Origin of the sequence: Pseudomonas sp. 91RF, assembly GCF_003576265.1 — a bacterium.
Lineage (GTDB): Bacteria > Pseudomonadota > Gammaproteobacteria > Pseudomonadales > Pseudomonadaceae > Aquipseudomonas > Aquipseudomonas kribbensis.
In genome coordinates, this window is record NZ_QWFC01000019.1 from 132,854 (window position 1) to 157,236 (window position 24,383).

Annotated in this window: 23 protein-coding genes and 2 tRNA genes; 8 read left to right on the forward strand and 17 right to left on the reverse strand. The window is 60.6% G+C overall.

The window, feature by feature from the left end; all coding sequences use genetic code 11:
• Positions 1–66: 66 nt before the first annotated feature.
• Positions 67–429, forward strand: coding sequence for a diacylglycerol kinase (locus DXT77_RS07685; RefSeq protein WP_003222276.1), 363 nt, complete (start codon positions 67–69; stop codon positions 427–429).
• Here DXT77_RS07685 and DXT77_RS07690 read toward each other — a convergent pair.
• Positions 426–1,352, reverse strand: a complete 927-nt coding sequence (locus DXT77_RS07690; RefSeq protein WP_085712905.1) for a LysR family transcriptional regulator — start codon at positions 1,350–1,352, stop codon at positions 426–428. The genes DXT77_RS07685 and DXT77_RS07690 overlap by 4 nt on opposite strands.
• A gap of 144 nt (positions 1,353–1,496) precedes the next feature.
• On the opposite strand from DXT77_RS07690, the gene fpr reads away from it, so the two are divergent.
• Positions 1,497–2,276 carry a ferredoxin-NADP reductase gene (fpr, locus tag DXT77_RS07695; protein WP_003222277.1) on the forward strand — a complete coding sequence of 260 codons (780 nt, stop codon included), beginning with the start codon at positions 1,497–1,499 and terminating at the stop codon, positions 2,274–2,276.
• A 173-nt stretch (positions 2,277–2,449) separates the two neighbouring features.
• Here fpr and tsaA read toward each other — a convergent pair whose 3' ends face one another.
• The 6 genes from tsaA to rimO form a co-directional block, all read right to left on the reverse strand.
• Positions 2,450–3,148: a tRNA (N6-threonylcarbamoyladenosine(37)-N6)-methyltransferase TrmO gene (gene tsaA, locus DXT77_RS07700; RefSeq protein WP_178083449.1), complete on the reverse strand. Its 699-nt coding sequence runs from the start codon at positions 3,146–3,148 to the stop codon at positions 2,450–2,452.
• Between the two features lie 157 nt (positions 3,149–3,305).
• Positions 3,306–4,076, reverse strand: coding sequence for an SDR family oxidoreductase (locus tag DXT77_RS07705; protein ID WP_119427214.1), 771 nt, complete (start codon positions 4,074–4,076; stop codon positions 3,306–3,308).
• A gap of 126 nt (positions 4,077–4,202) precedes the next feature.
• Positions 4,203–4,670, reverse strand: coding sequence for a DUF1456 family protein (locus DXT77_RS07710; RefSeq protein ID WP_114881683.1), 468 nt, complete (start codon positions 4,668–4,670; stop codon positions 4,203–4,205).
• 73 nt (positions 4,671–4,743) lie between these two features.
• Positions 4,744–5,454 (reverse strand): rRNA pseudouridine synthase, encoded by a 711-nt coding sequence (locus DXT77_RS07715; RefSeq protein WP_119427215.1) that lies wholly within the window; start codon positions 5,452–5,454, stop codon positions 4,744–4,746.
• A gap of 190 nt (positions 5,455–5,644) precedes the next feature.
• Positions 5,645–6,118 (reverse strand): GNAT family N-acetyltransferase, encoded by a 474-nt coding sequence (locus DXT77_RS07725; RefSeq protein WP_119427216.1) that lies wholly within the window; start codon positions 6,116–6,118, stop codon positions 5,645–5,647.
• 111 nt (positions 6,119–6,229) lie between these two features.
• Positions 6,230–7,567, reverse strand: a complete 1,338-nt coding sequence (gene rimO, locus DXT77_RS07730; RefSeq protein WP_085712910.1) for a 30S ribosomal protein S12 methylthiotransferase RimO — start codon at positions 7,565–7,567, stop codon at positions 6,230–6,232.
• 350 nt (positions 7,568–7,917) lie between these two features.
• On the opposite strand from rimO, the gene DXT77_RS07740 reads away from it, so the two are divergent.
• Complete coding sequence (locus tag DXT77_RS07740; protein ID WP_371321039.1) at positions 7,918–9,759, forward strand: potassium transporter Kup; 1,842 nt, start codon at positions 7,918–7,920, stop codon at positions 9,757–9,759.
• Positions 9,760–9,826: 67 nt separating this feature from the next.
• On the opposite strand, the gene DXT77_RS07745 is transcribed toward DXT77_RS07740, so the two are convergent.
• Complete coding sequence (locus DXT77_RS07745; RefSeq protein WP_119427217.1) at positions 9,827–10,159, reverse strand: DUF3077 domain-containing protein; 333 nt, start codon at positions 10,157–10,159, stop codon at positions 9,827–9,829.
• Positions 10,160–10,646: 487 nt separating this feature from the next.
• Here DXT77_RS07745 and DXT77_RS29890 point away from each other — a divergent pair, with 487 nt between their 5' ends.
• Entirely contained in the window at positions 10,647–10,805 is a 159-nt protein-coding gene (locus tag DXT77_RS29890; protein ID WP_178083450.1) for a hypothetical protein, read from the forward strand.
• A 90-nt stretch (positions 10,806–10,895) separates the two neighbouring features.
• On the opposite strand, the gene DXT77_RS07750 is transcribed toward DXT77_RS29890, so the two are convergent.
• The 4 genes from DXT77_RS07750 to DXT77_RS07765 form a co-directional block, all read right to left on the reverse strand.
• Positions 10,896–12,188, reverse strand: coding sequence for a virulence factor family protein (locus DXT77_RS07750; RefSeq protein ID WP_114881688.1), 1,293 nt, complete (start codon positions 12,186–12,188; stop codon positions 10,896–10,898).
• A complete protein-coding gene (gene mprF / locus DXT77_RS07755) occupies positions 12,188–14,827 on the reverse strand; it encodes a bifunctional lysylphosphatidylglycerol flippase/synthetase MprF (protein ID WP_119427218.1) in 2,640 nt (879 codons plus the stop codon). The genes DXT77_RS07750 and mprF overlap by 1 nt, the downstream gene beginning before the upstream one ends.
• A 279-nt stretch (positions 14,828–15,106) precedes the next feature.
• A tRNA-Met gene (locus tag DXT77_RS07760) sits at positions 15,107–15,183 on the reverse strand.
• A gap of 209 nt (positions 15,184–15,392) precedes the next feature.
• Positions 15,393–15,469, reverse strand: a tRNA-Met gene (locus DXT77_RS07765).
• A gap of 280 nt (positions 15,470–15,749) precedes the next feature.
• Between DXT77_RS07765 and dinB the strand changes: the two genes are divergently transcribed.
• Positions 15,750–16,811, forward strand: coding sequence for a DNA polymerase IV (dinB, locus tag DXT77_RS07770; protein ID WP_119427219.1), 1,062 nt, complete (start codon positions 15,750–15,752; stop codon positions 16,809–16,811).
• A 48-nt stretch (positions 16,812–16,859) separates the two neighbouring features.
• Here dinB and DXT77_RS07775 read toward each other — a convergent pair whose 3' ends face one another.
• The 4 genes from DXT77_RS07775 to DXT77_RS07790 form a co-directional block, all read right to left on the reverse strand.
• The gene (locus tag DXT77_RS07775) at positions 16,860–17,813 is read right to left on the reverse strand and encodes a hypothetical protein (protein WP_085712916.1); all 954 of its coding nucleotides are present in this window, start codon (positions 17,811–17,813) and stop codon (positions 16,860–16,862) included.
• 17 nt (positions 17,814–17,830) lie between these two features.
• Positions 17,831–19,546: a proline--tRNA ligase gene (locus tag DXT77_RS07780; protein ID WP_119427220.1), complete on the reverse strand. Its 1,716-nt coding sequence runs from the start codon at positions 19,544–19,546 to the stop codon at positions 17,831–17,833.
• A 115-nt stretch (positions 19,547–19,661) separates the two neighbouring features.
• Entirely contained in the window at positions 19,662–21,221 is a 1,560-nt protein-coding gene (locus DXT77_RS07785; protein WP_114881691.1) for an AmpG family muropeptide MFS transporter, read from the reverse strand.
• A gap of 43 nt (positions 21,222–21,264) precedes the next feature.
• A complete protein-coding gene (locus tag DXT77_RS07790; protein WP_162803463.1) occupies positions 21,265–21,648 on the reverse strand; it encodes an MGMT family protein in 384 nt (127 codons plus the stop codon).
• A 135-nt stretch (positions 21,649–21,783) separates the two neighbouring features.
• Here DXT77_RS07790 and DXT77_RS07795 point away from each other — a divergent pair, with 135 nt between their 5' ends.
• Positions 21,784–22,791 carry a DUF481 domain-containing protein gene (locus tag DXT77_RS07795; RefSeq protein WP_119427221.1) on the forward strand — a complete coding sequence of 336 codons (1,008 nt, stop codon included), beginning with the start codon at positions 21,784–21,786 and terminating at the stop codon, positions 22,789–22,791.
• Between the two features lie 120 nt (positions 22,792–22,911).
• On the opposite strand, the gene DXT77_RS07800 is transcribed toward DXT77_RS07795, so the two are convergent.
• Positions 22,912–23,121, reverse strand: coding sequence for a cold-shock protein (locus tag DXT77_RS07800; RefSeq protein WP_002554837.1), 210 nt, complete (start codon positions 23,119–23,121; stop codon positions 22,912–22,914).
• A 354-nt stretch (positions 23,122–23,475) separates the two neighbouring features.
• Between DXT77_RS07800 and dcd the strand changes: the two genes are divergently transcribed.
• The gene (gene dcd, locus DXT77_RS07805) at positions 23,476–24,042 is read left to right on the forward strand and encodes a dCTP deaminase (RefSeq protein WP_007954988.1); all 567 of its coding nucleotides are present in this window, start codon (positions 23,476–23,478) and stop codon (positions 24,040–24,042) included.
• Positions 24,043–24,148: 106 nt separating this feature from the next.
• Positions 24,149–24,358: a hypothetical protein gene (locus tag DXT77_RS07810; RefSeq protein ID WP_065259270.1), complete on the forward strand. Its 210-nt coding sequence runs from the start codon at positions 24,149–24,151 to the stop codon at positions 24,356–24,358.
• The last annotated feature ends 25 nt before the right edge of the window (positions 24,359–24,383 follow it).

Sequence of the window (24,383 nt, forward strand, 5' to 3'; positions counted from 1 at the left end):
TCTTCACGCTTTTTTGACTTTCGTTGAACTAGCTTCCCCACTTCTTTTTGGTCGGTTGTTTACTTTATGTCACCTTTCAAGGGCCAGACGGGCCTGAAACGCATCCTCAACGCTTCCGGTTACTCGCTGGACGGCCTGCGCGCAGCCTTCACCGGCGAAGCGGCATTCCGTCAGCTGGTGCTGCTTAACGTGGTGCTGATTCCACTGACGTTCTTCCTGAATGTCAGCCGTGTCGAGCAGGCGTTGCTGATTGCCGTGTGCCTGCTGGCGCTGATCGTCGAGCTGCTGAACTCTGCGGTGGAGGCGGCCATCGACCGCATTTCCCTGGAACTGCACCCGCTGTCCAAGAACGCCAAGGACATGGGCAGCGCCGCGCAATTCGTGGCACTGAGCATGATTGCCCTGGTGTGGGCGGTGATTCTGCTTTAAGCGATTGTCGGCAGGACGATCTCGTCGCTGCGCTGGACCCCGGCGGTGAAGGCGCGGCACAGGTCGAGAAACTCACGCATGGCGGAAGTCTGATACTTCTGTTTGTGCCAGATGAAATAGAACTGCCGCGCCAGATCCAGATCCGGCGTCTCCACCGGTACCAGACTGCCGCGCCGGAACGCATCACGCAGCGCCAGACGCGAGATGCAGCCAATCCCCAGACCCGATTCCACGGCGCGCTTGATCGCTTCCGTGTGTTCCAGCTCCAGACGAATATTCAGCGCACTGCGATGGTGACGCATGGCCTGATCGAAGGTCAGGCGGGTACCCGAACCCTGTTCCCGTAAAATCCACGCTTCATGGGTCAGTTCCTCCATGGTCGCGCTGCCGCGTTTGGCCAACGGATGCTGCGGGGCGCAGAACACCACCAGTTCATCCTCGACCCAGCTCTGCACTTCGATGTCCGGGTGGCTGCAATCGCCTTCGATTAGACCCAGGTCAATTTCGTAATGCGCCACTTGTTGCACGATATTGGCAGTGTTCTGCACGTGCAGCTTTACCTGGCTTTCCGGATGACGCTGCATGAAGCCGCCGATCAACAGGGTGGCCAGGTAATTGCCGATGGTCAGGGTCGCGCCCACCGACAGCGAGCCGAAACCGGATTTGCCGTTGAGCAGGTCTTCGATTTCCTTGGCCTGATCGAGCATGGCCACCGCTTGCGGCAACAATTGTTTGCCGAGGGCGTTGAGGCTCAGGCGTTTGCCGGCGCGGTCGAACAACTGGCAGCTGGATTGACGCTCCAGTTCGGTGATGGAAGTGCTGGCGGCCGATTGCGACAGGTTGAGCAGACCCGCAGCACGGGACACGCTCTCCTGCTGGGCGACAGCGACGAAGACTTGCAGTTGACGAAGAGTAAATCGCATATCGATATAACCGATAACCCTTATCTTAATAATCCAGTTAACAGATATTGTCGGCGCTATTAGAATGCGATGCAATTGCGCACCGTCGGCATCCTTCAACGCGAGCCGGGCAAGCGCAGATCAATCTCCAGGAGTCCCACGTACATGAGCAACATGAACCACGAGCGTGTCCTCAGTGTTCATCACTGGAACGACACTCTGTTCAGCTTCAAGTGCACCCGCGATCCGGGCCTGCGCTTCGAGAACGGTCAGTTCGTGATGATCGGCCTGCAACAGCCAAATGGCCGCCCGCTTATGCGCGCTTACTCTATCGCCAGCCCGAACTGGGAAGAGCATCTCGAGTTCTTCAGCATCAAGGTGCCTGATGGCCCGCTGACCTCCCAGCTGCAACACCTGAAGGAAGGCGACGAGATCATCATCTCGAAGAAGCCTACCGGCACCCTCGTCCTGGACGACCTGAACCCGGGCAAGCACCTGTACCTGCTGAGCACCGGCACCGGTCTGGCGCCGTTCATGAGCGTAATTCAGGACCCTGAAACCTACGAGCGCTTCGAGAAAGTGATCCTGGTTCACGGCGTTCGTTACGTCAACGAAGTCGCCTACCGCGAGTTCATCACCGAGCACCTGCCGCAGAACGAGTTCTTCGGCGAGGCGCTGCGTGACAAGCTGATCTACTACCCGACCGTGACCCGCGAACCGTTCGAGAATCAGGGTCGTCTGACCGACCTGATGCGCAGCGGCAAGCTGTTCAGCGACATTGGCCTGCCACCGATCAACCCGCAGGATGACCGCGCGATGATCTGCGGCAGCCCGAGCATGCTCGACGAGACCAGCGAAGTGCTCGACAGCTTCGGCCTGAAAATCTCGGCCCGTATGCGCGAGCCGGGTGACTACTTGATCGAGCGTGCGTTCGTCGAGAAGTAAGCACCAGACCCTGTGGGAGCGAGCCTGCTCGCGAAGGCGTCGTGTCATCCAACAGCGATGTTGATGACAGATCGCTTTCGCGAGCAGGCTCGCTCCCACATTTGGTTTTGTGATGTGACAGTAAGAGCCCGCGTTGCCTGAGAAGGCAACGCGGGCTTTTTCGTTTACGGGGATTACGCTTCGGCGGGGATGACTTCCAGGACGCGGATCTGCTCCGGTGTCGGGTAATGCCAGCGCACGTCCAGATCCCAGAACTGCGCGCCGTATTCGCGCTCCGGTGCGGGCGTCTGGTAGGCCGGACGCGGATCCTGGGCCAGGCACTGCTCGATCAGCTCGACCAGCGGCTCGGCCAGGCGCCGAGCGTGGGTGTGGGCCTGTTGCAGCGCCGCGTCCGTCCACTGCACGTCGATCAGTTGCGGCGCGGCACTGGCGATGCTGTTGGAGGCCTCAGGGATGATGTCGGCATAGGGCACGTAGGGTTTGATATCGAGTATCGGTGTGCCGTCCAGCAGGTCGATGCCGGAGATGAACAGGCGATTGGCCTCGACCTTGTCCAGTTTCACCACCGACTGACCGATGCCGTTTGGCCGGTGAGTGGCGCGGGTGGCAAATACCCCCATGGACTTGTTGCCGCCCAGGCGCGGAGGGCGGACTTTCAGTCGCGGCTTGTCTTCCAGCGCCTGATGGAACAGGAACAGCAGCCAGACATGACTGACCTGCTCCAGTCCCTGCACCGCATCGCCCTGATCGAACGGTGCCACCAGTTCCAGCACACCACGGGCGGCGGGGGCCAGTTGCGGCTGGCGCGGGATGGCGAACTTCTCCTTGAAGCAGGAGCGGACGAAGCCGATGGGGGAGACGCTGTAAGTCATGATTTGCATTCGAAACGGAGCAGGGCGGGCATGATAACCCGGCAGGCTTCAAGTCTGGTGCTGACAGATCTGGCCTCTTCGCGAGCAGGCTCGCTCCCACAGGGGAACGCATTCCCAATGTGGGAGCGAGCCTGCTCGCGAAGGCCGCGCCGCGGATCTACAGGCTAAACCCGCCATCCAGCGGAATCACATTCCCGGTCATGTAGGCCCCGGCGGTACTCGCCAGGCTGATCGCCAGCGCCGCCATCTCTTCCTCGCGGCCCCAGCGTTTCATCGGGATCAACGCAGTGTCTTCGGCCAGCGCCTGCTGGTCGTTGCCGATGTGCTGGGTCATCTTGCTCGGGAAACGGCCCGGTGCGATGACGTTGACGTTGATGTGCTGGCCCACCAGTTCCCGGGCAAGAATCCGCGACAGTTGGTGCAGGGCCGCTTTGCTTGGCCCATAGGCGTAGGCCTGCTCGCCGAACGAAGAAATCCCCGCCACCGAGCCGATGTTGATGATCCGCGCCGGATTGGCTGCCGAACCGGCCTTGCGCAGTAGCGGCAGGAATTGCTGGATGCAACTGAACACCGAGGTCACGTTGAGCTGCATGACCTTCTCCCAGCCCTTGACCGGGTAGCTCTCCAGCGGCGCGCCCCAGGTGGTGCCGGCGTTGTTCACCAGAATGTCCAGATGAGTGATCTGCTCGCCCAACCGGGCCGCCAGTTCCTTTACGCCGTCCTCAGTCGCCAGATTCGCCGCCACACCATGACAAATACCCAACGTACCGAGTTCTTCAGCGGTCTGATGACAGGCTTCAGCGTCACGGGAACAGACGTACACGCGGGCGCCGGCCTCGACAAAGGCCTTGGCGATCATTTTGCCGATACCACGGGTGCCGCCGGTCACCAGGGCGGTGCGGCCTTGCAGGGAAAAATACGGGTGCATGGCGAATCCTGAGGGCTAGGGTTCAGTACACCCTAGTTGCCGGCCGCGAAAAGCGGAGCCACTATTTTTCGAGGGAATGGAGGGCCATGCATGAAAACGGCGACCGAAGTCGCCGTTTTTCAAGGATCAGCCGCGAATGCGCAGCGTGAGGCCCTTGAGGAAGTTACGCAGCAACTGGTCGCCGCAGGGGCGGTAGTTGGTGTGGCCGACCTTGCGGAACAGCGCGCTCAGCTCAGGCTTGGACACCGGGAAATCGGCAGCCTTGAGGATCGCGTGCATGTCGTCTTCTTTCAGTTCGAAGGCCACGCGCAGTTTTTTCAGAATGATGTTGTTGGTCACCGGGACTTCGATCGGCTGCGGCGGACGGCTTTCATCCTTGCCGCGCTTGAAGATCACCAGACCGTCGAGGAAGTGCGCGATGACTTCGTCCGGGCAGCGCACGAAACCTTCTTCGTCTTCTTCTTTCTTGTCGAGCCAGGTCACCACGTCGGCAAGCGTTACGTCCATGCCACCGAGTTTGATGATTTCGACGACTTTCTTGTCGCTGATGTCGAGCATGTAGCGCACGCTACGCAGTACGTCGTTATGAACCATGTTTGCAATCCTGATCGTTCGCTGTGGGCACCGCGCAGGTGCGATGCCGGAATGTGTGGCGGCAACGGAGGCCTTAGAACTTCTCTTTGCCGGACAGGTAGCGCCATTGGCCGGCCGGCACCTTGCCGATCGATACGCCGCCGATGCGGATACGGCGGATGCCGACGACCTTCAGCCCGACCGCTTCGCAGAATTGAGCGATGATGCCCGGCTGCGGGTTCTTCATGGCGAAGCGCAGGCGGTTTTCGTTCTGCCAGCTGGCCTTGACCGGCGGCAGTTCCTTGCCCTTGTGGGTGAGGCCGTGCTGCAAGCGATTGAGGCCGTGGGCGACCATGTCGCCTTCGACTTCGACCACGTATTCCTGCTCGATCCTGGCCGCGTCGGCGGTGAGCTTGCGCAGCACTTTCCAGTCCTGGGTGAACACCAGCAGGCCGCTGGCCTTGGGTTGCAGGTCGGCGCTGGCGGTCAGGCGCAAGAAGTGCCCGCGCAGCGGACGCTTGCCGTAGCGGTGTTCTTCGCTGAGGGTGTCGGCGCTCAGCGACTGCATCGCGGTGTCGACATCCATGCCCGCCGGCACGTTGAGCAGAATGGTCACCGGCTCCGGCGCGGTGGCCTTGGCGTCCTTGTCGAGCTCGACTTTCTGGTCGCCGACCTTGAACTGCGGCTCGTCGATGACTTCGCCGTCCACGGTGACCCAGCCGCCCTCGATGAACAGCTCGGCCTCCCGGCGGGAGCAACCGACCAGTTCGATGAGGCGTTTGGAGAGGCGAATCGGGTCAGTCATGACAGGGCCGTAACAAAAAAGGGGTGGGCATTGTACCTGCCTGGCGCCGGTTAAGCCCGGAACGATTTTTACCGCTTGGCTTTTTGTGGGAGCGAGCCTGCTCGCGATGAGGCCTTTAGTCTCGATATCAATGTCGACTGACAAACCGCCATCGCGAGCAGGCTCGCTCCCACAGTCGATTTCTGTCGTGTCAGCCGTGTTGCGAGCGTTGCTGGTTCTGGCGCAACCGCATGTGCAGCAGCGGATACGGCTGGCCCATGCCATCGACTTCCGAGCGGCCGATCACCTCGAAGCCCTGCTTGAAGTAAAAACCCAGGGCCTGCGGGTTCTGCTCGTTGACGTCCAGTTCATCGGCGTTCAGGTGCTCCATGGCGTATCTCAGCAGCTTCTTGCCCAGGCCCTGGCCACGATGTTCAGGGTCGATGAACAGCATTTCGATCTTGCCCGCCGCCACGCCGGCAAACCCGGTGATGCGCTGATGGCTGTCCCTGGTGCAGATCAGCATCACCGCATCGAGGTAGCGGGTCAGCACCAGATTGCGCAGCAGCTCGATATAGCTGTCCGGCAGAAAATCATGTGTGGCACGAACCGAGGCCTCCCAGACCCGGGTCAGTTCCTGATAATCGCTGAGTTTCGGCGTGTGGATGACCGAATGGTGGCGCATGCCCGATAGCCTCTTTGTCATGAATGAGGGAGTCCTTCCCCTCACAAAAGATAGCCGTAAAAAAGCCCCGCATCTCGTAAAAGAGAGCGGGGCTTTTCGTATTTTTCGCGTTTAGATCTGTTCGGCCCAGAGGTCGTATTCGTCGGCGTCGGTCACCTTGCACCAGACCTTGTCGCCCGGCTTGAGGTTGCTGCCGTTGTCGATGAACACGTTGCCGTCGATTTCCGGGGCATCGAAGAAGCAGCGGCCGACCGCACCTTGCTCGTCGACTTCGTCCACCAGCACTTCGATTTCACGGCCGATGCGCATTTGCAGGCGCGCCGAGCTGATTTCCTGCTGGTGCGCCATGAAGCGTTCCCAGCGATCCTGCTTGACGTCGTCCGGGACGATGTCGAGGTTCAGGTCATTGGCCGGCGCGCCTTCGACCGGCGAGTACTGGAAGCAGCCGACGCGGTCGAGCTGGGCTTCGGTCAGCCAGTCCAGCAGGTACTGGAAGTCTTCTTCGGTTTCGCCGGGGAAGCCGACGATGAAGGTCGAACGGATGATCAGATCCGGGCAGATTTCGCGCCAGTTCTTGATCCGCGCCAGGGTCTTGTCTTCGAACGCCGGGCGTTTCATCGACTTCAGGACTTTCGGGCTGGCGTGCTGGAACGGAATGTCCAGGTACGGCAGGATCTTGCCGGCGGCCATCAGCGGGATCAGCTCGTCGACGTGCGGGTACGGGTAAACGTAGTGCAGGCGGACCCAGACGCCGAGGGTGCTCAGTGCTTCGCACAGTTCGGTCATGCGGGTCTTCACCGGCGCGCCGTTCCAGAAACCGGTGCGGTACTTGACGTCAACGCCGTAGGCGCTGGTGTCCTGGGAAATCACCAGCAGCTCTTTGACGCCGGATTTGACCAGACGCTGGGCTTCGTCGAGCACGTCGCCGACCGGACGGCTGACCAGTTTGCCGCGCATCGACGGGATGATGCAGAAGCTGCAGCTGTGGTTGCAGCCTTCGGAAATCTTCAGGTACGCGTAGTGACGCGGGGTCAGCTTGATGCCTTGCGGCGGCACCAGGTCGATCAGCGGGTTGTGATCCTGTTTCGGCGGCACGACTTCGTGCACGGCGTTGACCACTTGCTCGTACTGCTGCGGACCGGTGACGGCCAGCACGCTCGGATGCACGTCACGGATGTTGCCTTCTTCGACGCCCATGCAGCCGGTCACGATGACCTTGCCGTTTTCCTTGATCGCTTCGCCGATGACTTCCAGGGATTCGGCCTTGGCCGAGTCTATGAAGCCGCAGGTGTTGACCACGACCACGTCGGCGTCCTGATAGGTGGACACCACGTCATAGCCTTCCATGCGCAGCTGGGTCAGGATGCGCTCGGAGTCGACCAGTGCTTTCGGGCAACCCAGAGATACGAAGCCAACCTTTGGATTGGCCGGCGCAGGAGTGGTGGACATGTCTAACCTCGGTGTTTTGTGACGCCGCTTGCCTGATGGCGGAAGCCGACGGACGGGCGCTTAGGCTGCGCCTCTGATCAAAAAGTGCGCAATTCTAGCGGCGAGCAGCGCACTTGACCAGCTTTATGCAGGGAAATACGACGAGTGCTGCGCTATGCTTCGCGCCGTTGGGCTTTACCAATTTTTTACAGTCAACAAAACGACTGTAACAACAGGTAAAACAGCGCATGCTGCATCAAAAAGCATAGTGCTTCGTTCAAAGAAGCCGGTCTGGAAATCAGGAGTGTTGGATGGGTCAGGCAAGTAGTCAGGCGGCGGGCGCCGAGCATTCGGCTGCAAAACCGCTGAGCATGCTGGTCGCGGCAGTCGGGGTAGTTTACGGCGACATCGGCACGAGCCCGTTGTACACCCTCAAAGAAGTATTTTCCGGCGGTTACGGCGTACCGGTCAATCACGACGGAGTGCTGGGCATTCTGTCGCTGATCTTCTGGTCGCTGATCTGGGTCGTCTCGATCAAGTACATGATGTTCGTCCTGCGCGCCGACAACCAGGGCGAAGGCGGGATCATGGCACTGACCGCGCTGGCGCGGCGGGCGGCAGGGGAGCGCAGGAAGTTGCGTTCGCTGCTGGTGGTCTGCGGCCTGATCGGTGCGGCGCTGTTCTACGGCGACAGCATGATCACGCCGGCGATTTCCGTACTCTCGGCCATTGAAGGTCTGGGTCTGGCGTTCGATGGTATCGACCACTGGGTCGTGCCGCTGTCGCTGGTGGTGCTGGTGGGCCTGTTCCTGATCCAGCGTCACGGTACGGCGCGGATCGGCATTCTCTTCGGGCCGATCATGGTCACCTGGTTCCTGGTGCTCGGCGCCCTCGGCGTGTACGGCATCAGCCATTCCCCGGAAGTGCTGAAGGCGCTGAACCCGATCTGGGCCGTGCGTTTCTTCATGGTGCACGCCGGCATGGGCGTGGCGATTCTCGGCGCCGTGGTGCTGGCGCTGACCGGTGCCGAAGCGCTGTACGCCGACATGGGCCACTTCGGTCGCAAGCCGATTGCCAGGGCGTGGTTCCTGCTGGTGCTGCCGGCGCTGGTGCTCAACTACTTCGGTCAGGGTGCCTTGCTGCTGGACAACCCGGAAGCGGCGCGCAACCCGTTCTATCTGCTGGCGCCGAGCTGGGCGCTGATTCCGCTGGTGGGTCTGTCGACCCTGGCCACGGTGATCGCCTCGCAAGCAGTGATCTCCGGTGCGTTCTCCCTGACCCGTCAGGCGATCCAGCTCGGCTACATTCCGCGCATGTACATCCAGCACACCTCCAGCGATGAGCAGGGGCAGATCTACATCGGTGCGGTGAACTGGACGCTGATGGTCGGTGTGGTCCTGCTGGTGCTGGGCTTCGAGTCCTCCGGCGCCCTGGCCTCGGCCTACGGCGTGGCGGTGACCGGGACCATGCTGATGACTACCATTCTGGTGTCGGCTGTCATGCTGCTGCTGTGGAAATGGCCTCCGGTGCTGGCCGTGCCGGTGCTGATCGGCTTCCTGCTGGTGGACGGGCTGTACTTCGCCGCCAACGTGCCGAAGATTGTCCAGGGCGGTGCGTTCCCGGTGGTCGCCGGTATCGCCTTGTTCATCCTCATGACCACCTGGAAGCGCGGCAAGCAACTGCTGGTCGAGCGCCTGGACGAAGGCGCTCTGCCGCTGCCGATCTTTATCAGCAGCATTCGCGTCCAGCCGCCACATCGTGTGCAGGGCACTGCCGTGTTCCTGACTGCGCGCTCCGACGCGGTGCCGCATGCGCTGTTGCACAACCTGCTGCACAACCAGGTCTTGCACGAGCAGGTTGTCCTGCTGACCGTAGTCTACGAGGACATCCCGCGTGTTCCTCCATCCCGACGCTTCGAAGTCGAAGCCCACGGCGAAGGCTTCTTCCGGGTGATCCTGCACTTCGGCTTCACCGATGAGCCGGACGTGCCGCAGGCGCTGAAACTGTGCCATCTGGATGACCTCGACTTCAGCCCGATGCGCACCACCTACTTCCTCAGCCGCGAAACGGTCATCGCCTCGAAACTCGAAGGCATGGCCCGTTGGCGTGAAGCGCTGTTTGCGTTCATGTTGAAGAATGCCAACGGCAACCTGCGGTTCTTCAATCTGCCGCTGAACCGGGTGATTGAATTGGGGACGCAGGTGGAGATGTAGGTTCTGCCTTGAATGAAAAGCCCCCGTCAGCCTTTTGGTTGGCGGGGGCTTTTTCGTTTCTGTGCCTTTAGATGCTTTCTGGCAATTCTGCTTCAGACTCGGTTTTCGTCCGCGTTACTCGTGGCATCAGGGATTTCGTCACATCATCCATCAAGGCCTTGCCCATGATTGTCAGGTAATGGGCAGCCCAGGCGTGGCGGTCGTTTTCCTTGTCGTAGGCGGCATCCTCGGCGAAGGATTTGGCGAGGAACAACAGATCTGAAGCCTGTGACAGGGCTTCGACGATGGGGACGCCAGAGCGGACATTGAAAAACGCTTGATCGGAGCCAGAGCCGTAGAGAAAGGAGGTGAAGCCGATGGTTGTAAGGTCTGTGGGTGTAGACGATTTCGTTTCGGTCATGGTGTTACTCCTTGGTTCGAGGAGCTGCAACTTCCGTTACCACACGAAAGGGAGGCAGCTGTACGCAGGGTGGTAAACCGGGAACCAAGGAAACCGGCACGCCCGGAGGCGTCCCACGCACAGCTGCCATAAATCGAAATCACAGGCATGAAAGTGCCTGTGATTGTGAATGGGGCGCTGTTGCGCTGGTTTATCCGGGTTACCACACCCGATCGCTGAAAGGGTCAGCGATCTCCGGAGAGTATCCCGTCAAAAAACAGTGCAACAGGGCGGCAAAGTGCCCAAACACGAGATTAGGAGTTTGCCTACAAGGTACTCGGACGTCATCTGATATTGCGCCACCGGAAGTAAGCGAAACTATGCGTCGGACAGAATCAATGCGCTAAGCAGGTGTTGATTCTTCAATTAGCTTCGCTTGGCAACTGTCCTTTGTCCCAGGACTGAGGGCAGTTCGAGTGAAAGGCGGCATTCTTGGAGAAGGGTGTTCATGAAGAAATGCTTGAAACAAGAAAGGCTGGATGAACTCGAGAATCTCCGGGTTGAAGAGGTAGCCGAGGCACGATTGATCAATTTCAGCCCGGCTCAAGCGATTAGCCATGACGACATGCGGGCGAGGTACGGCCAGGAAGCGCTGACAGTCAGCTGAGTTCTGTATGGTTCTCTGTGGGAGCTCCGGGAATGAAAAAAGCCCCCGAAACTGCAAAGTCGCGGGGGCTTTTCATTGGAGCGCCTCAGATCACTCTGCCGGCTGATCCTTGCTCTGACGCTTCTCGATCAGATCCACCAGGCGCTTGGCCAGCGCCGGGTAGTTCTCGTCGAAGTGGTGGCCGCCAGGAAGCTTCACCGCTTCGCCCACCGCTGTCTTGTCGGTGCAGCCGCTTTCATCTTTCTCTTCTTCGCCGTAGATGCACACGACCTTGGCCGGTGGCAGCTTGGCCATTTCCGGGCCGGTGGCGGCTTCTTTGCCGGCGTTGCCGAGCCAGCCTTCGACTTCGATTTCGAAGCTGCCGGTGCGGGCGAAGGCCAGCAGGATGATTGCGTCGACGCGCTGCTGCTCGGTTTCCGGCAGGCGGTTGTAGATGGCCGGCAGGACGTCGGCGCCGAACGAGTAACCGGTCAGGATGAAGCGTTTGGTGCCCCATTTCTGGCGGTAGTGCTGCATCAGTTCGGTCAGGTCCAGCGCGCTCTGTTCCGGGCTCTTGTGCTGCCAGTAGTAGCGCAGGGTGTCGATGCCGACGACCGGGTAGCCGATCTTGGCCATTTCACCGGCCACGTCGCGGTCGAGATCTCGCCAGCCACCATCACCGGACAGGAACAGGGTCACGGTGTCCTTGGCCTGGCCGGCCGGGACTTCCACGACCGGGATCTGCAGGCCGCCGTTAGCTTTGTCGCCACCGACGAGGATCTTGCGCAGTTCGTTGTTCAGCACTTGCGGCAGGTTGATGTCGTAGTCGCTGATGCTGGTTTCGGCGTTCGGCTGGTCGCGTACGAAACCGGCGCTGGTGTCGTCCGGGTTGTCGTTCCAGGCCACCAGCCAGTGGCCGTGGGCGGCAGATTTTGGCAGCAGGTGAGTGCAGCCGCCTTTTTCCAGGGCCAGGTCGACGGACACGGCCTGGGCCTTGTCGTCCTTCTGTTCCGACAGCCAGCGCCAGGCCAGCACCGCACCAGGGCCGATGCCGCTGACCAGGGTTGCCGGGCCGTTCAGTTCACGCAGACCGCTTTGCAGTGCGCGGCTTTGCAGCAGGCAGTCCTTGGGCAGAATCACCTGGACGATCTGCGCCGAGGCGCTGCGGCTCAGGGTGGTCAGCTGATTGTCGGTGAGTTTCTTGTCGTCCTCGACCGCCACCAGCACCTGGGCCTTGGGCTTGGTGCCGGGGATGACCCGGGTCATGACCGTGCCGTCAGCCGGCGTGAGCTGTTCGAGGGTCGGTTCCGGTGCCGGGCGTTTGAGGTACCAGTAACCGCCGCCGGCAATCACGGCCAGCACGATCAGTGCGGCCAGGATGTACTTCAGGGAGCGTTGAATCATCAGCGTTTCACCAATCCAGTCAAGCCGCCCGCGATCAGGGCAGCAGTATCGGCCAGTGCCACCAGCGGATCGAGTCCGGCGGGCACTGCCATATAACGGGGTTCCCAGTCAGGCTGGAACTTGTCTTTGAAGCGGCGCAAGCCTTGGAAGTTGTACAGCTGCTCACCACGGCGGAAAACCATCGAGCCCAGACGCTGGGTCAGCGGTGCACCACGACGGGGTTGCAACCCCGACAGCGGCACCATGCCCAGGCTGAAACGCGCGTATCCGTGACTCTTATAATGTTGAATCAGACCGACCATCAAAAACTCCATGGTCAGCTTGGGGGCGTCCGGGTGCGAGCGCATCAGGTCGAGGCTGGCCAGGTCATGGCTGTAAGTCTCGAGCAGGTTGGCGAACGCCACCGGGCGGCCTTCGAAGCGAATCACCGCGATGCGGAAATGCTTCAGGTAATCGTCGCTGAAACGGCCAAGGGAGAAGCCTTTCTCGCGTACGTTCTTGCCGGTCAGCCAGGCATCGGAAATCACCTTGAGCTCATCCATCGGCGCCTGGCCCGGCTCGAAGATCTCCAGCGACAGACCGTCGCGGGTGCCACGGTTCCAGGTGTAGCGCAGGTCCTTCATCTCCTTGCCCTTGGCATCCAGGTCAAAGCGATGCAGATCGACCCGGGCTTCTTCGCCGAGCTTGATCGCGGTCAGGCCGATGTCCATGTAGTACGGCAGGTTCTCGGCGCGCACTTGATAGAACACGGGACGGGCGTGGTGGATGTCACACAGGTCACGGAACTGCCAGATCATTTCCGCCCGTTGCTGACCAGGGCCGATCGGATCGTACAGCGCCACCAGACTGCGGCCGCGACGGGCGTACATCAGGAAGGCTTCGTCGTTGGGATGAAACAGCAGCGCCTTGTCACCGGTCAGGGCCAGGCCGCCGTCCGGTTGCGAGGAGGCCATCAGGACCTTGGAGGCGCGCTCCAGCTCGTCCGGGGTCGGCAGATGAATCACCGGGCGGGCGGTGCGCAGCAGCCAGGTCAGGGCGATCACCAGCAACAGCACCGCAGCACCGAGCAGCGAGCGCAGACCGCGCGGGGCATCGGCGTCGAGGGTGAACTGCCACCACAATTGATGGCTATACGGCACGTCCTGGTAGGCGAACAGCAACAGCCAGGTCGAGGCGCCGAGTACGCACAGGCTCGCCACCAGATACAGCGGCGAGAACGGCACTTCGGTCAGACGGCTCGGGCGATAGAAAGAACGACGGAACACCCCCAGCAGTGCGGCGGTGAGGGTCATCAGCGTGGCTTCTTCCCAGTCGAAACCCTTGAGCAGCGAGAGCAGGGCACCCACCAGCAGCAGAATGGTGGTCAGCATCCACGCCGCCGACAGCCGGCGACGCAGGCCCTGGGCAAGCATCAGGCACAGCACGCCGATCAGGCTGGCGCCGAAGTGCGAGGCATCGACCAGACGATGGGGAATCAGATAGGCGATGTGTTCCAGGCGCGTGTCGATTTCAGGGGTGGCGCCGGAGAACAGCAGCACCACGCCGGACAGGAACACCAGCACCGCGAGGATCGGTGCGGCCAGACCGGAAGCGGCGCGCATGGTCTGGGTCTGGAACAGCCGCTGACCTTCGTTGATCAGCAGTAGTACGCAGGCCACCAGCAATGGCAGCACCACATAGATCATGCGATAGAGCAGCAGGGCGGCGGCCAGTGGTGCTGCGCCGAGCTTGTCGGCGAAGGCCGCCAGCAGAATCGCTTCGAAAACCCCGACACCGCCCGGTACATGGCTGAGCACGCCGGCCGCCAGGGCCAGCAGGTACACCAGCAGGAACGCGCCGAATGGCGGGGCTTCCGGCAGCAGCATGTAAAGCACGGTGGCGGCAGCGGCGACGTCGAGGGCGGTGATGACCAGTTGCAGTAACGTCAGGCGGCGGCCCGGCAGGCGCAGGGTGCGGCGGCCGACCTTGACCAGCAGATTGTCGCGGTAAGGCTGTTCCGGCAGACGCCGACGATAAATGCCCATGGCCAGAATCGCGCCGAGCAACAGCACGGCAGAGGCAATCGTGGCCAGCAGTCCTTCGGACAGGCCCAGTGCCTGGGAAGCGGCCGGCAGGTCACTCAGGGTGGCCAGTGCCGCCAACGGGGGCAGGGCGCAACCCAGCGACAGGCTGGCGAACAGGGTCATGTGCGCGACTTCCGAAGCACCCAGACCAAGCCGTGCATATAAACGGTAACGCACCGAGCCGCCGGACAGCATCGACAGGCCGATGGCGTTGCCGATCGCGAATGCCGTGAAGCCACCGAGCGCCAGCGTGCGCGGCGGGATGGTCACGCCGGCATAGCGGCTGGCCGACCATTCATAGCCCAGCAGAATGATGAAGCCGACGACGGTCGCGCCGAAAGCACCCAGCAGGGCCGGCTTCGGCACGTCGAGAATCGAGTCGTGCAAGGCATAGAGGTCGAGTTCGCTGAGCAGATGGCGACAGGCAATCAGCGCGATAGCGAACAACAGTAAAGTGACCGCCAGACCAATCGGTTGCCGGTATTTGCTGATTCGATCCAGCAAGCGCATGCGCTCGGGCTTGATCGATGGATTCACGGTGAGGGTGTCTTGTGGATCAGACGAGTTGGCGCGCATCAATCACCTCTTGGATTGTGCGCGACAGGATGGGGGTATCCAGCCAAGTTACCAATCCCTGTAGAAAAAAATAATCACAAAATACTACGCCTCTCGTCGGGTATCGGCGAGGGCAGGTCTCGGATTGCAGACCTCTTGCCTGCGACTCAAGCATAGTCGCAACTCGGCGGGTCTGAAGATCCTGAGCGGTTCACTGCACAGTGACAGATCATTGTTGCGAAAGGACTTTTTCCACAGATACAAAAAAGGCCACTCTTTCGAGCAGCCTTTTTTGATGTTTGGTTGCGGGAGCCGGATTTGAACCGACGACCTTCGGGTTATGAGCCCGACGAGCTACCAGACTGCTCCATCCCGCGTCTGTGTGGCGGCATTCTACAGGCGAACGGCGGGGTGTCAACCGTTAATCCCGCGAAGGGTCAAATAAGCGTGAAATCGCGTCAATCCGTCGCAGGAGGGCGGTAAGTTTCGGAATTGCAAAGGATTCCTGTTTGGCCCGGATGATTGCCCAATGAAAAACAGACGCGCACAAAAAAGGCCAATCTTTCGATTGGCCTTTTTCGATGTTTGGTTGCGGGAGCCGGATTTGAACCGACGACCTTCGGGTTATGAGCCCGACGAGCTACCAGACTGCTCCATCCCGCGTCTGTGTGGCGGCATTCTACAGAGGATCGTCGGGGTGTCAACCTTGAATCCGGATAAAATCTGTTCTGGTTCAATTGGTTAGCTATTTTTCAAGGCCGCTGGCGGGGCCGCAGGTCAGGCAGTGCGCGGGTTTCAGCTCTATTGGCCAGCGATTCCCGATTGAGAAAATAAATTCAACGGACGTTTCCTACTGCTGGAAAAGAACCTTCATACCACTGGTGCTATATACAGGTGTCAGTGAGATACTGCCCATCCGGCTTGCCACGTTTCCTTTTCTGTCATGACCCAGCGAAAAATCATCCACATCGACTGTGACTGTTTCTACGCCGCCATCGAGATGCGTGACGATCCGCGTCTGGCCGGCAAACCGCTGGCGGTGGGTGGTTCGGCAGACCGGCGCGGGGTGATCGCCACCTGCAACTATGAAGCGAGGGCTTACGGTGTGCGTTCGGCGATGTCCTCCGGGCATGCCTTGAAACTGTGCCCGGACCTGACCATCGTCAAGCCACGCATGGACGCCTACCGCGACGCATCGAAGGAAATTCACACGATCTTTCGCGATTACACCGACCTGATCGAACCGCTGTCGCTGGACGAGGCCTACCTCGATGTCTCGGACAGTGCGCATTTCGGTGGCAGCGCCACGCGGATCGCCCAGGACATCCGGCGTCGGGTCTCCAATCAATTGCACATCACGGTCTCGGCCGGAGTGGCACCGAACAAGTTTCTGGCCAAGATCGCCAGCGACTGGAAAAAGCCCAACGGCTTGTTTGTCATCACTCCGGATCAGGTCGAAGACTTTGTCAGTGGTCTGCCGGTGAGCAAGCTGCACGGTGTCGGCAAAGTGACCGCCGACAAGCTGGGCAAGCTCGGTATCAACGACTGCTCGCAACTGCGCGAGTGGGACAAGTTGGCGTTGGTGCGCGAATTCGGCAGTTTTGGCGAGCGACTCTGGAGCCTGGCCCGTGGGATAGATGAACGGCAGGTACATAACGACAGCCGCCGTCAATCGATCAGTGTGGAAAATACCTACGACGTCGACCTGCCGGATCTGCGCAGTTGCCTGGACAAGCTTCCGGAGCTGCTGGAAACCCTGAAAACCCGCATGGCGCGGATCGACAGCAGCTACCGGCCGGGCAAGCCGTTCGTCAAAGTGAAATTCCATGATTTCACCCAGACCACGCTGGAGCAGGCCGGGGCAGGGCGGGATCTGGGCAGCTATCAATTGATGTTGACGCAGGCGTTCAATCGCGGTGGCAAACCGGTGCGGCTGTTGGGGGTGGGGGTTCGGCTGGAGGACTTGCGCGGCGGCTTTGAGCAGATGGAGCTGTTCGAGCGGTAGCGCACATAAAAAAGCCCGAAACAGGTTCGGGCTCTTCTATAAGCGATGTCAGTTCGGACCCGGGTCCGCCACCAGTCGCCCGGCATCCTTGGTCAGCGACTTGAGAAACTCGGCCTGCAACTCGGGATCGTTGCGTGTCAGCTCGATCAGGCTCTGTTCCAGCTCACTGGCTTCTTCTTCCAGACCCAATTCCGACAGACGTTTGACCCGGTGCACCCACTGGCTCACTTCGTCGTCTTCCAGATCGTCGTAAATCAGCCCGTGGGCTTCCAGCAGCTTGCCGCGCAGGTGACTGCTGATCGTCAGGGACGAGTCGGAATGCACGTCATCCTTGGCGTCCTCGACGCTGATCTGCAGTTTGCCGACATGGTTCAGATCGTTTTCAGCGAACGGACTGTCCAGCAGGTTCAGGCGCAGCACGCCGTTGCGATCGGTGGTCATGTCGAAGGTCTGCTTGCCGGCCTTGACCTGCACCGGGCGCTCGCTCCACGGCAGGCTCGAATACTCCATGCGCTTGTCGCGCTGGACTTCATCGATACCGGCCAGGTTCTGCTGCGCACGACCATGGGACTGCACGTTCATGAACGGGTTGAGCCCGGCGAATCCGTAGCTCAGCCAGTCCTTGGTCACGCTGTCCGGCAGGGTGCCGAAGGCGAACACGTTGACCACGTTGGCCCCGACGCCGGCCACCACCGCCACGGCACCCAGCGGAATCTCGTAGATTTCGCGCCAGGGCTGGTAAGGCGTGTAACGGTCATAACGACGGGTCACTTCGTATTCAGTGACTTCGAAGGTTTTCTGCTCGTTGATCTTTACGCGTCGCTGCGGCAGCTCAAGCACCTTAGGCTCACCGACATCGATCTGCAGGCTGTGATCGAGCAGCTTTCGCTCGACCCGCTCTTCGTGCTCGCTGCGCTGTGACATGTGATTGGCACAGCCGCTGACCAGCAGGGTGCCGCACAGGGCGGCACCACCGAGGCCTAAGGTGTTTCGCTTGAACATGAGGACTCTATCTGGTTTCAGCGGCGGATACGGGCCTGCAGGAAGGACAGCACGTCGGCAACCGGCAGCGCTTGCGCCTGGCCTTCGGTACGGCTCTTGTATTCCAGGTTGCCTTCGGCGAGGCCGCGGTCGCTGACCACGATCCGGTGTGGAATGCCGATCAGCTCCATGTCCGCGAACTTGATGCCCGGGCTGGTTTTCTTGTCGCGATCGTCCAGCAGCACTTCGAAGCCGGCCGCGGTCAGTTCCGCGTACAGCTTGTCGGTGGCTTCGCGCACCTGCTCGGTTTCATAGCGCAGCGGTACCAGGGCGATCTGGAATGGCGCCAGGGCGTCGCTCCAGATGATGCCGTTCTCGTCGTTGTTCTGCTCGATGGCCGCAGCCACCACGCGGGACACGCCGATGCCGTAGCAACCCATTTCCAGGGTCACAGGCTTGCCGTTCTCGCCCAGCACTTCGCACTTCATCGCCTTGCTGTACTTGTTGCCCAGCTGGAAGATGTGTCCGACTTCGATGCCGCGCTTGATTTCCAGGGTGCCCTTGCCGTCCGGGCTCGGGTCGCCGGCCACGACGTTGCGCAGGTCGGCCACGGTCGGAACCGGCAGGTCACGCTCCCAGTTCACGCCGAAGTAGTGCTTGTCATCGATGTTGGCACCGATGCCGAAGTCGCTCATCAGCTCGACCGAACGGTCGATGATGATCGGCAGCGGCAGGTTCAGCGGGCCGAGGGAACCGGCGCCGGCGCCGATGGCGTCACGCAGCTCTGCATCGGACGCCATGACCAGCGGGCTGGCGACGCCTGGCTGATTGGCAGCCTTGATTTCGTTCAGCTCGTGGTCGCCACGGATGACCAGGGCGATCAGCTTGCCTTCTTCTTCGGCGTGCACGATCAGGGTCTTGATGGTCTTTTCGATCGGCAGACCGAATTTTTCCACCAGGGCCGCGATGGTCTTGGTGTCCGGAGTGTCGACCAGGCGCAATTCTTCGGCCGGCGCAGCGCGGGAGGTTTCACGCGGTACGGCTTCGGCTTTCTCGATGTTCGCGGCGTAGTCGGAGCCGTTGCTGAAGACGATATCGTCTTCGCCGGACTCGGCCAGCACGTGGAATTCGTGGGAACCGGCACCGCCGATGGAACCGTTGTCGGCTTCGACCGGACGGAATTTCAGGCCCAGACGGGTGAACACGTTGCAGTACGCCTCGTGCATGCGGTCATAGGTGACCTGCAGCGACGCCTGGTCGGCGTGGAACGAGTACGCGTCCTTCATGATGAATTCACGGCCGCGCATCAAGCCGAAACGTGGGCGGATTTCGTCACGGAACTTGGTCTGGATCTGGTACAGGTTGATGGGCAGCTGCTTGTAGCTGCTCAACTCGTTGCGCATCAGATCGGTGATCACTTCTTCGTGGGTCGGGCCCGCGCAGAAGTCGCGACCGTGACGGTCTTTGATGCGCAGCAGCTCAGGGCCGTATTCTTCCCAGCGCCCCGATTCCTGCCACAGCTCGGCCGGTTGGGTGCTCGGCATCAACACTTCCAGAGAGCCGGCGGCGTTCATCTCTTCGCGAACGATGGCTTCCACCTTGCGCATTACCCGCAGGCCCATCGGCAGCCAGGTATACAGGCCCGAGGCGAGTTTGCGGATCATGCCGGCACGCAGCATCAGCTGATGGCTGATGACGACCGCGTCGGAAGGCGTTTCTTTCTGTGTGGCGAGCAAAAATTGACTGGTGCGCATGGTTGGCCGTTGTCGGTTGCTATGACTGGAAATGACGGAGCAGTGTACCGGCGAGAGTTGCCGACGTACAGAAGTGCAGGCCCGGCGGAAACCCTCCCGCCGGGTGCGAGATGTCTTACGACTCTTCGGCGACGGGTGTCGACACGGGTTCCGGTGTCGGTGTCGGGCCTTCGCGGCGACTCTCCTGGAACCAGTGCAGGGCGATCAGTACCAGGGTCGGCACGCCGAGCGCCGCCGTGATGATGAAGAAGTTGTGATAGCCGAACTTCTCCACCATGACCCCGGAGTAGCCGCCGATGAGGCGTGGCAGCAACAGCATGATCGAGCTGAGGAGGGCGTACTGGGTCGCGGAGAACTTCAGGTTGGTCAGGCTCGACAGATAGGCGACGAACGCCGAAGTGGCCATGCCCGAGCTGAAGTTGTCGAGGGAAATGGTCACCACCAGCATCTGCAGGTTCGGGCCCATGTCCGCCAGCATCACGAACAGCAGGTTGGTGGCTGCCGACGCTGCACCGCCGATGAACAGGATCGGCAGAATCCCGAAGCGCACGATCAGCAGGCCGCCCATGCCGGCGCCCACCAGGGTCATGATAAGGCCGAAGATCTTGCTGACGCTGGCGATCTGGTCCTTGGTGAAGCCCTGGTCGATGTAGAACACGTTGGCCATCACGCCCATCACCGTGTCCGACATGCGATAGGTGGCGATCAGGCCGAGCAGCAGCAGGGCCTGCCAGCGGTAGCGCAGGATGAAGTCGTTGACCGGCGTCAGCACTGGCGCCAGGCCACGGCGACCCATGGTCGACAGGCACAGGCCGGTCAGCAGGGTATAGAGAATGGCGCGCAGGAATGCCCGGTCTTCCAGCAGCAGGTCCAGCGGGCTCATGGTGCCGAACAGCACGCTGGCGAAATCGGTGTTGTAGAGCTGGGTGAACATGGCCGGTACGGAAACCAGCAGGACGATCAGCACGAACACCGACATCAGCTGATGCATGAAGGTGTAGCGCCCGGCCTGCAACTGGGTACGCAGCGGCACTGGCGGCTCGCGCATCAGCAGGGTGGTGATCAGGGCAGGCACCATCAAGGCGCCGAACAGCGCGTAAGTGCCGGTCCAGGCGGAATGCTGGTAATTGAAACCGGTGGAGCCGAAACCTTCGGCAAAGAACAGTGCGCCTGCGGTCGCCAGCAGGGCCGCGACCCGATAACCGGACATGTAACTGGCGGCCAGTGCGGCCTGTCGGTTGTCCTCGGCGATTTCCAGTCGATAGGCGTCGACGGCGATGTCCTGGGTGGCGGAAGCGAAGGCGACGATCACGGCAATGGCGATCAGCCAGGACAAGTGTTTCTGCGGGTCGCAGAAGCCCATGCCGATCAGGCCGAGGATTACCAGCGACTGCGCAAGCACCAGCCACGAACGGCGTCGGCCCAGTTTGCCGAGCAACGGCAGGCGCCATTGATCGAGCAGCGGCGACCAGACCCATTTGAAGGCATAGGCCAGACCGATCAGGCTCGCATAGCCGATCGTCTCGCGGGCTACACCGGCTTCACGCAGCCAGACCGAAAGTGTCGAGAACACCAGCATGTACGGCAGGCCGGCGGCGAAACCCAGCAACAACAGCACGAGCGTCGAAGGACTGGCATAGGCGGCGAGCGCGGCGCGCCAGGTTTTACGGGGCATGGGCTGAAGTCTGCCTCAAGATTGCGAAAACAAAGCGCGCACTCTAACCGCTGTGCTCTACCGGACGCCAGCCATGGCGCCGAATATCCACACGATTGTTCAGGATCGTAACGCCCTCCATACGCAATCGTGCCCGCTGCTCATCACCCGAAGGGCTGCCTGCCGGCAGGCTGATCCGACCGCCGGCACCGAGTACGCGGTGCCACGGCAGCTTCGTGTCGCCCGGCAACTGGCTCAGGGTGCGGCCGACCCAGCGGGCGGCGCGCCCCAACCCGGCCAGTTCGGCCAACTGACCATAGCTGACCACCTTGCCCTCAGGTACCTGGGCAAGGGTCGAGTAGAGTGCCGTGCGTCGGATTTGCGGATCGTTTTCGCAGGCTTGTATCGGGTCTGTCACGTGCGCCGTTCCTGAACAGGGTCGATTCATGGATTAAAGGGTAATCCGTGATCGGGCAATTGAGAAATGAACTCAACAGAAATAGCCGGGTCACTCCTTGTCAGAGGATTATTCCTACGGATAATGCCGCCCCTTTTTTCGCAAACCCGAGCTCCCGATTCGCTTATGTTGTCCAGAACCCTGTTGTGCCTTGCTGTCTTCAGTGCGTCCACGCCCCTGCTTGCCGATACCGTCTGGTTGAAGAACGGAGACAAGCTGAGCGGCAAAATCACCCTGTTCGACGGCGGCAAGTTGCTGGTCCAGACCCAGTACGCCGGCGCGGTCACCATCGACTGGAAACAGGTGAAGACCCTGGAGAGCGATCAGGAACTGCTGGTCAAGCAGGACGCCTACAGCGGCGAGAAGGCCAAGTCGCTGAACGCCGCCGACGATGGCAAGGTCACCCTGGCCAACGGCGAAGCGCCGAAAACCGTCGAGCTGGCGAGCATCCAGCAGATTCTCAAGCCCAAGCCGGTGGTCGAGGATCTGGTGTGGAAGGGCAATGTCGATCTGGCCCTGGATTATCAGCGTGCCGAAAAAGACACCAATGACTACGACATCGGCTTCAAGACTTCGGCGCGCCATGGCCGTTGGCGTCATACCGCAGAGGGCGAGTACAACCGTGAAGTCCAGGATGAGGTGGTGACCACCAACAACTGGCGCGCCGAATACGCACTGGACCGCTTCCTGACCGACAAGTGGTTCTGGCAGGGGCGGTTGAACTACAAACGTGATTACGTCGAAGAGCTGTCGCGCCAGCGGGTGGTCGGTACCGGTCCGGGCTATCAGTTCTGGGATGACGAGCTTGGCGCCTTCTCCCTCGGCTCGCTGCTCAACCGCACCGATTACGAGTACAGCGACGGCGGCACGGACAATTTTTATTCCGTTGCCATGAAGTGGGACTACAACCGCTACCTGATCGGCAAGAAAGTGCAGTTCTTCACCAGCGGCGAACTCGGCAAGCCACTGTCGGACGTCGCCAACTATGCCCTGGATTCGGAGGTGGGCCTGCGCTACAAGGTGACGGACTGGGCCTCGCTCAATCTCAAGGCCGAGCGTGACATCATCAGTGGCACCAAGGACGCGGATCTGAACAAGACCCGCTACACCGCCGGGTTTGGCGTGGCCTGGTAACGCCGCACACAAAAAAACGCAGCCTTGGTCGGGCTGCGTTTTTTTTTGCCTGTACAAAACTGGCACGCACAAAAAAGCCCCGCTTTTAAGGGCGGGGCTTCTTAGCCAGGAAGCTACAAGTTAGATAACTTGTACTTCTTCAGCTTGCATGCCTTTCTGACCGCGGGTAGCGATGAAAGAAACCTGTTGGCCTTCTTTCAGGCTTTTGAAGCCGTCGGACTGGATAGCTTTGAAGTGAACGAACAGGTCGTCACCGGATTGTGGAGTGATGAAGCCGAAGCCTTTTTCATCGTTGAACCACTTAACGGTACCGGTTTGGCGATTAGACATGGTGTAACTCCTTGAACAAAGATAACTGCGACTCAGGAAGAACCCTGGCCGAGACTGAGTGCAAAGAGCAGGAAAAATTCTTGTAGATGGTTGGATCGAAATTCAACATATCGTGGAGAGATTCTCAGTGACACAAGCAACACAGTGGCGCCACCTTAACTGTTTTTCCGGAACGTGCCAATGCTTGTACTCAAGGTTTCTCTGTTTTAAGGATCGGCGGTGTGACGGTTCGTCGCGAAGCCGCGTATTTCCTGCATGTTCGGCGAGATTTGCACCCTGGACTTTGAACCCGGCGGCGCGCCCGGTAAGATGCCGGACAGATTTTTTCCACCTCGCTATTCAGGACACCCCGCCATGAGCATCAAATCGGACAAGTGGATTCGCCGCATGGCGCAGGAACACGGCATGATCGAGCCGTTCGTCGAGCGCCAGGTACGTGGCAGCGACGACAGCCGGGTGATCTCCTACGGTGTGTCGAGCTACGGCTACGATGTGCGTTGCACCAACCATTTCAAGGTGTTCACCAATATCAATTCGGCCATCGTCGATCCGAAGAACTTCGACGCCGGCAGCTTCGTAGATGTCCACAGCGATGTCTGCATCATCCCGCCGAACTCCTTCGCCCTGGCCACGACCGTTGAATACTTCCGTATTCCACGCAATGTGCTGACCATCTGCCTGGGCAAAAGCACCTACGCCCGTTGCGGCATCATCGTCAACGTCACCCCGCTTGAGCCCGAGTGGGAAGGCCAGGTGACCCTGGAGTTCTCCAACACCACCAACCTGCCGGCGAAGATCTACGCCAACGAAGGTGTGGCGCAGATGCTGTTCCTGGAGTCCGACGAGGAATGTGAAGTTTCCTACAAGGACCGCGCGGGCAAGTACCAGGGCCAGCGTGGCGTGACCCTGCCACGCACCTGATCCGTCCATCCGGCAGTTACCGGGAATTCTTCGGCGGGTAGACACTCTATGGGGTGTACTGCCCGTTTCGCGAACAGCGGGACGGGCCTTCGCCGAGGAGTGCTCCATGAAGATCGATCCGCAAATCACTGCCGAACTGGCAAGGCTCGAGCCCAATCAGGTTGGCGTATTGGCCTGGTCCTTGTTGGCACACCCGCCCGTCACCCTGGCTGGCGGAATTCCTCACCAGCCTGATCCCGACACCCCCAACGAAGAACCGACCGAGCCCGGCGAGCCTACGTTGCCGGACAAACCGCCACCTGCGCCCGTCGCTTGATTGAATGTATGGCCCGTCGACTGAA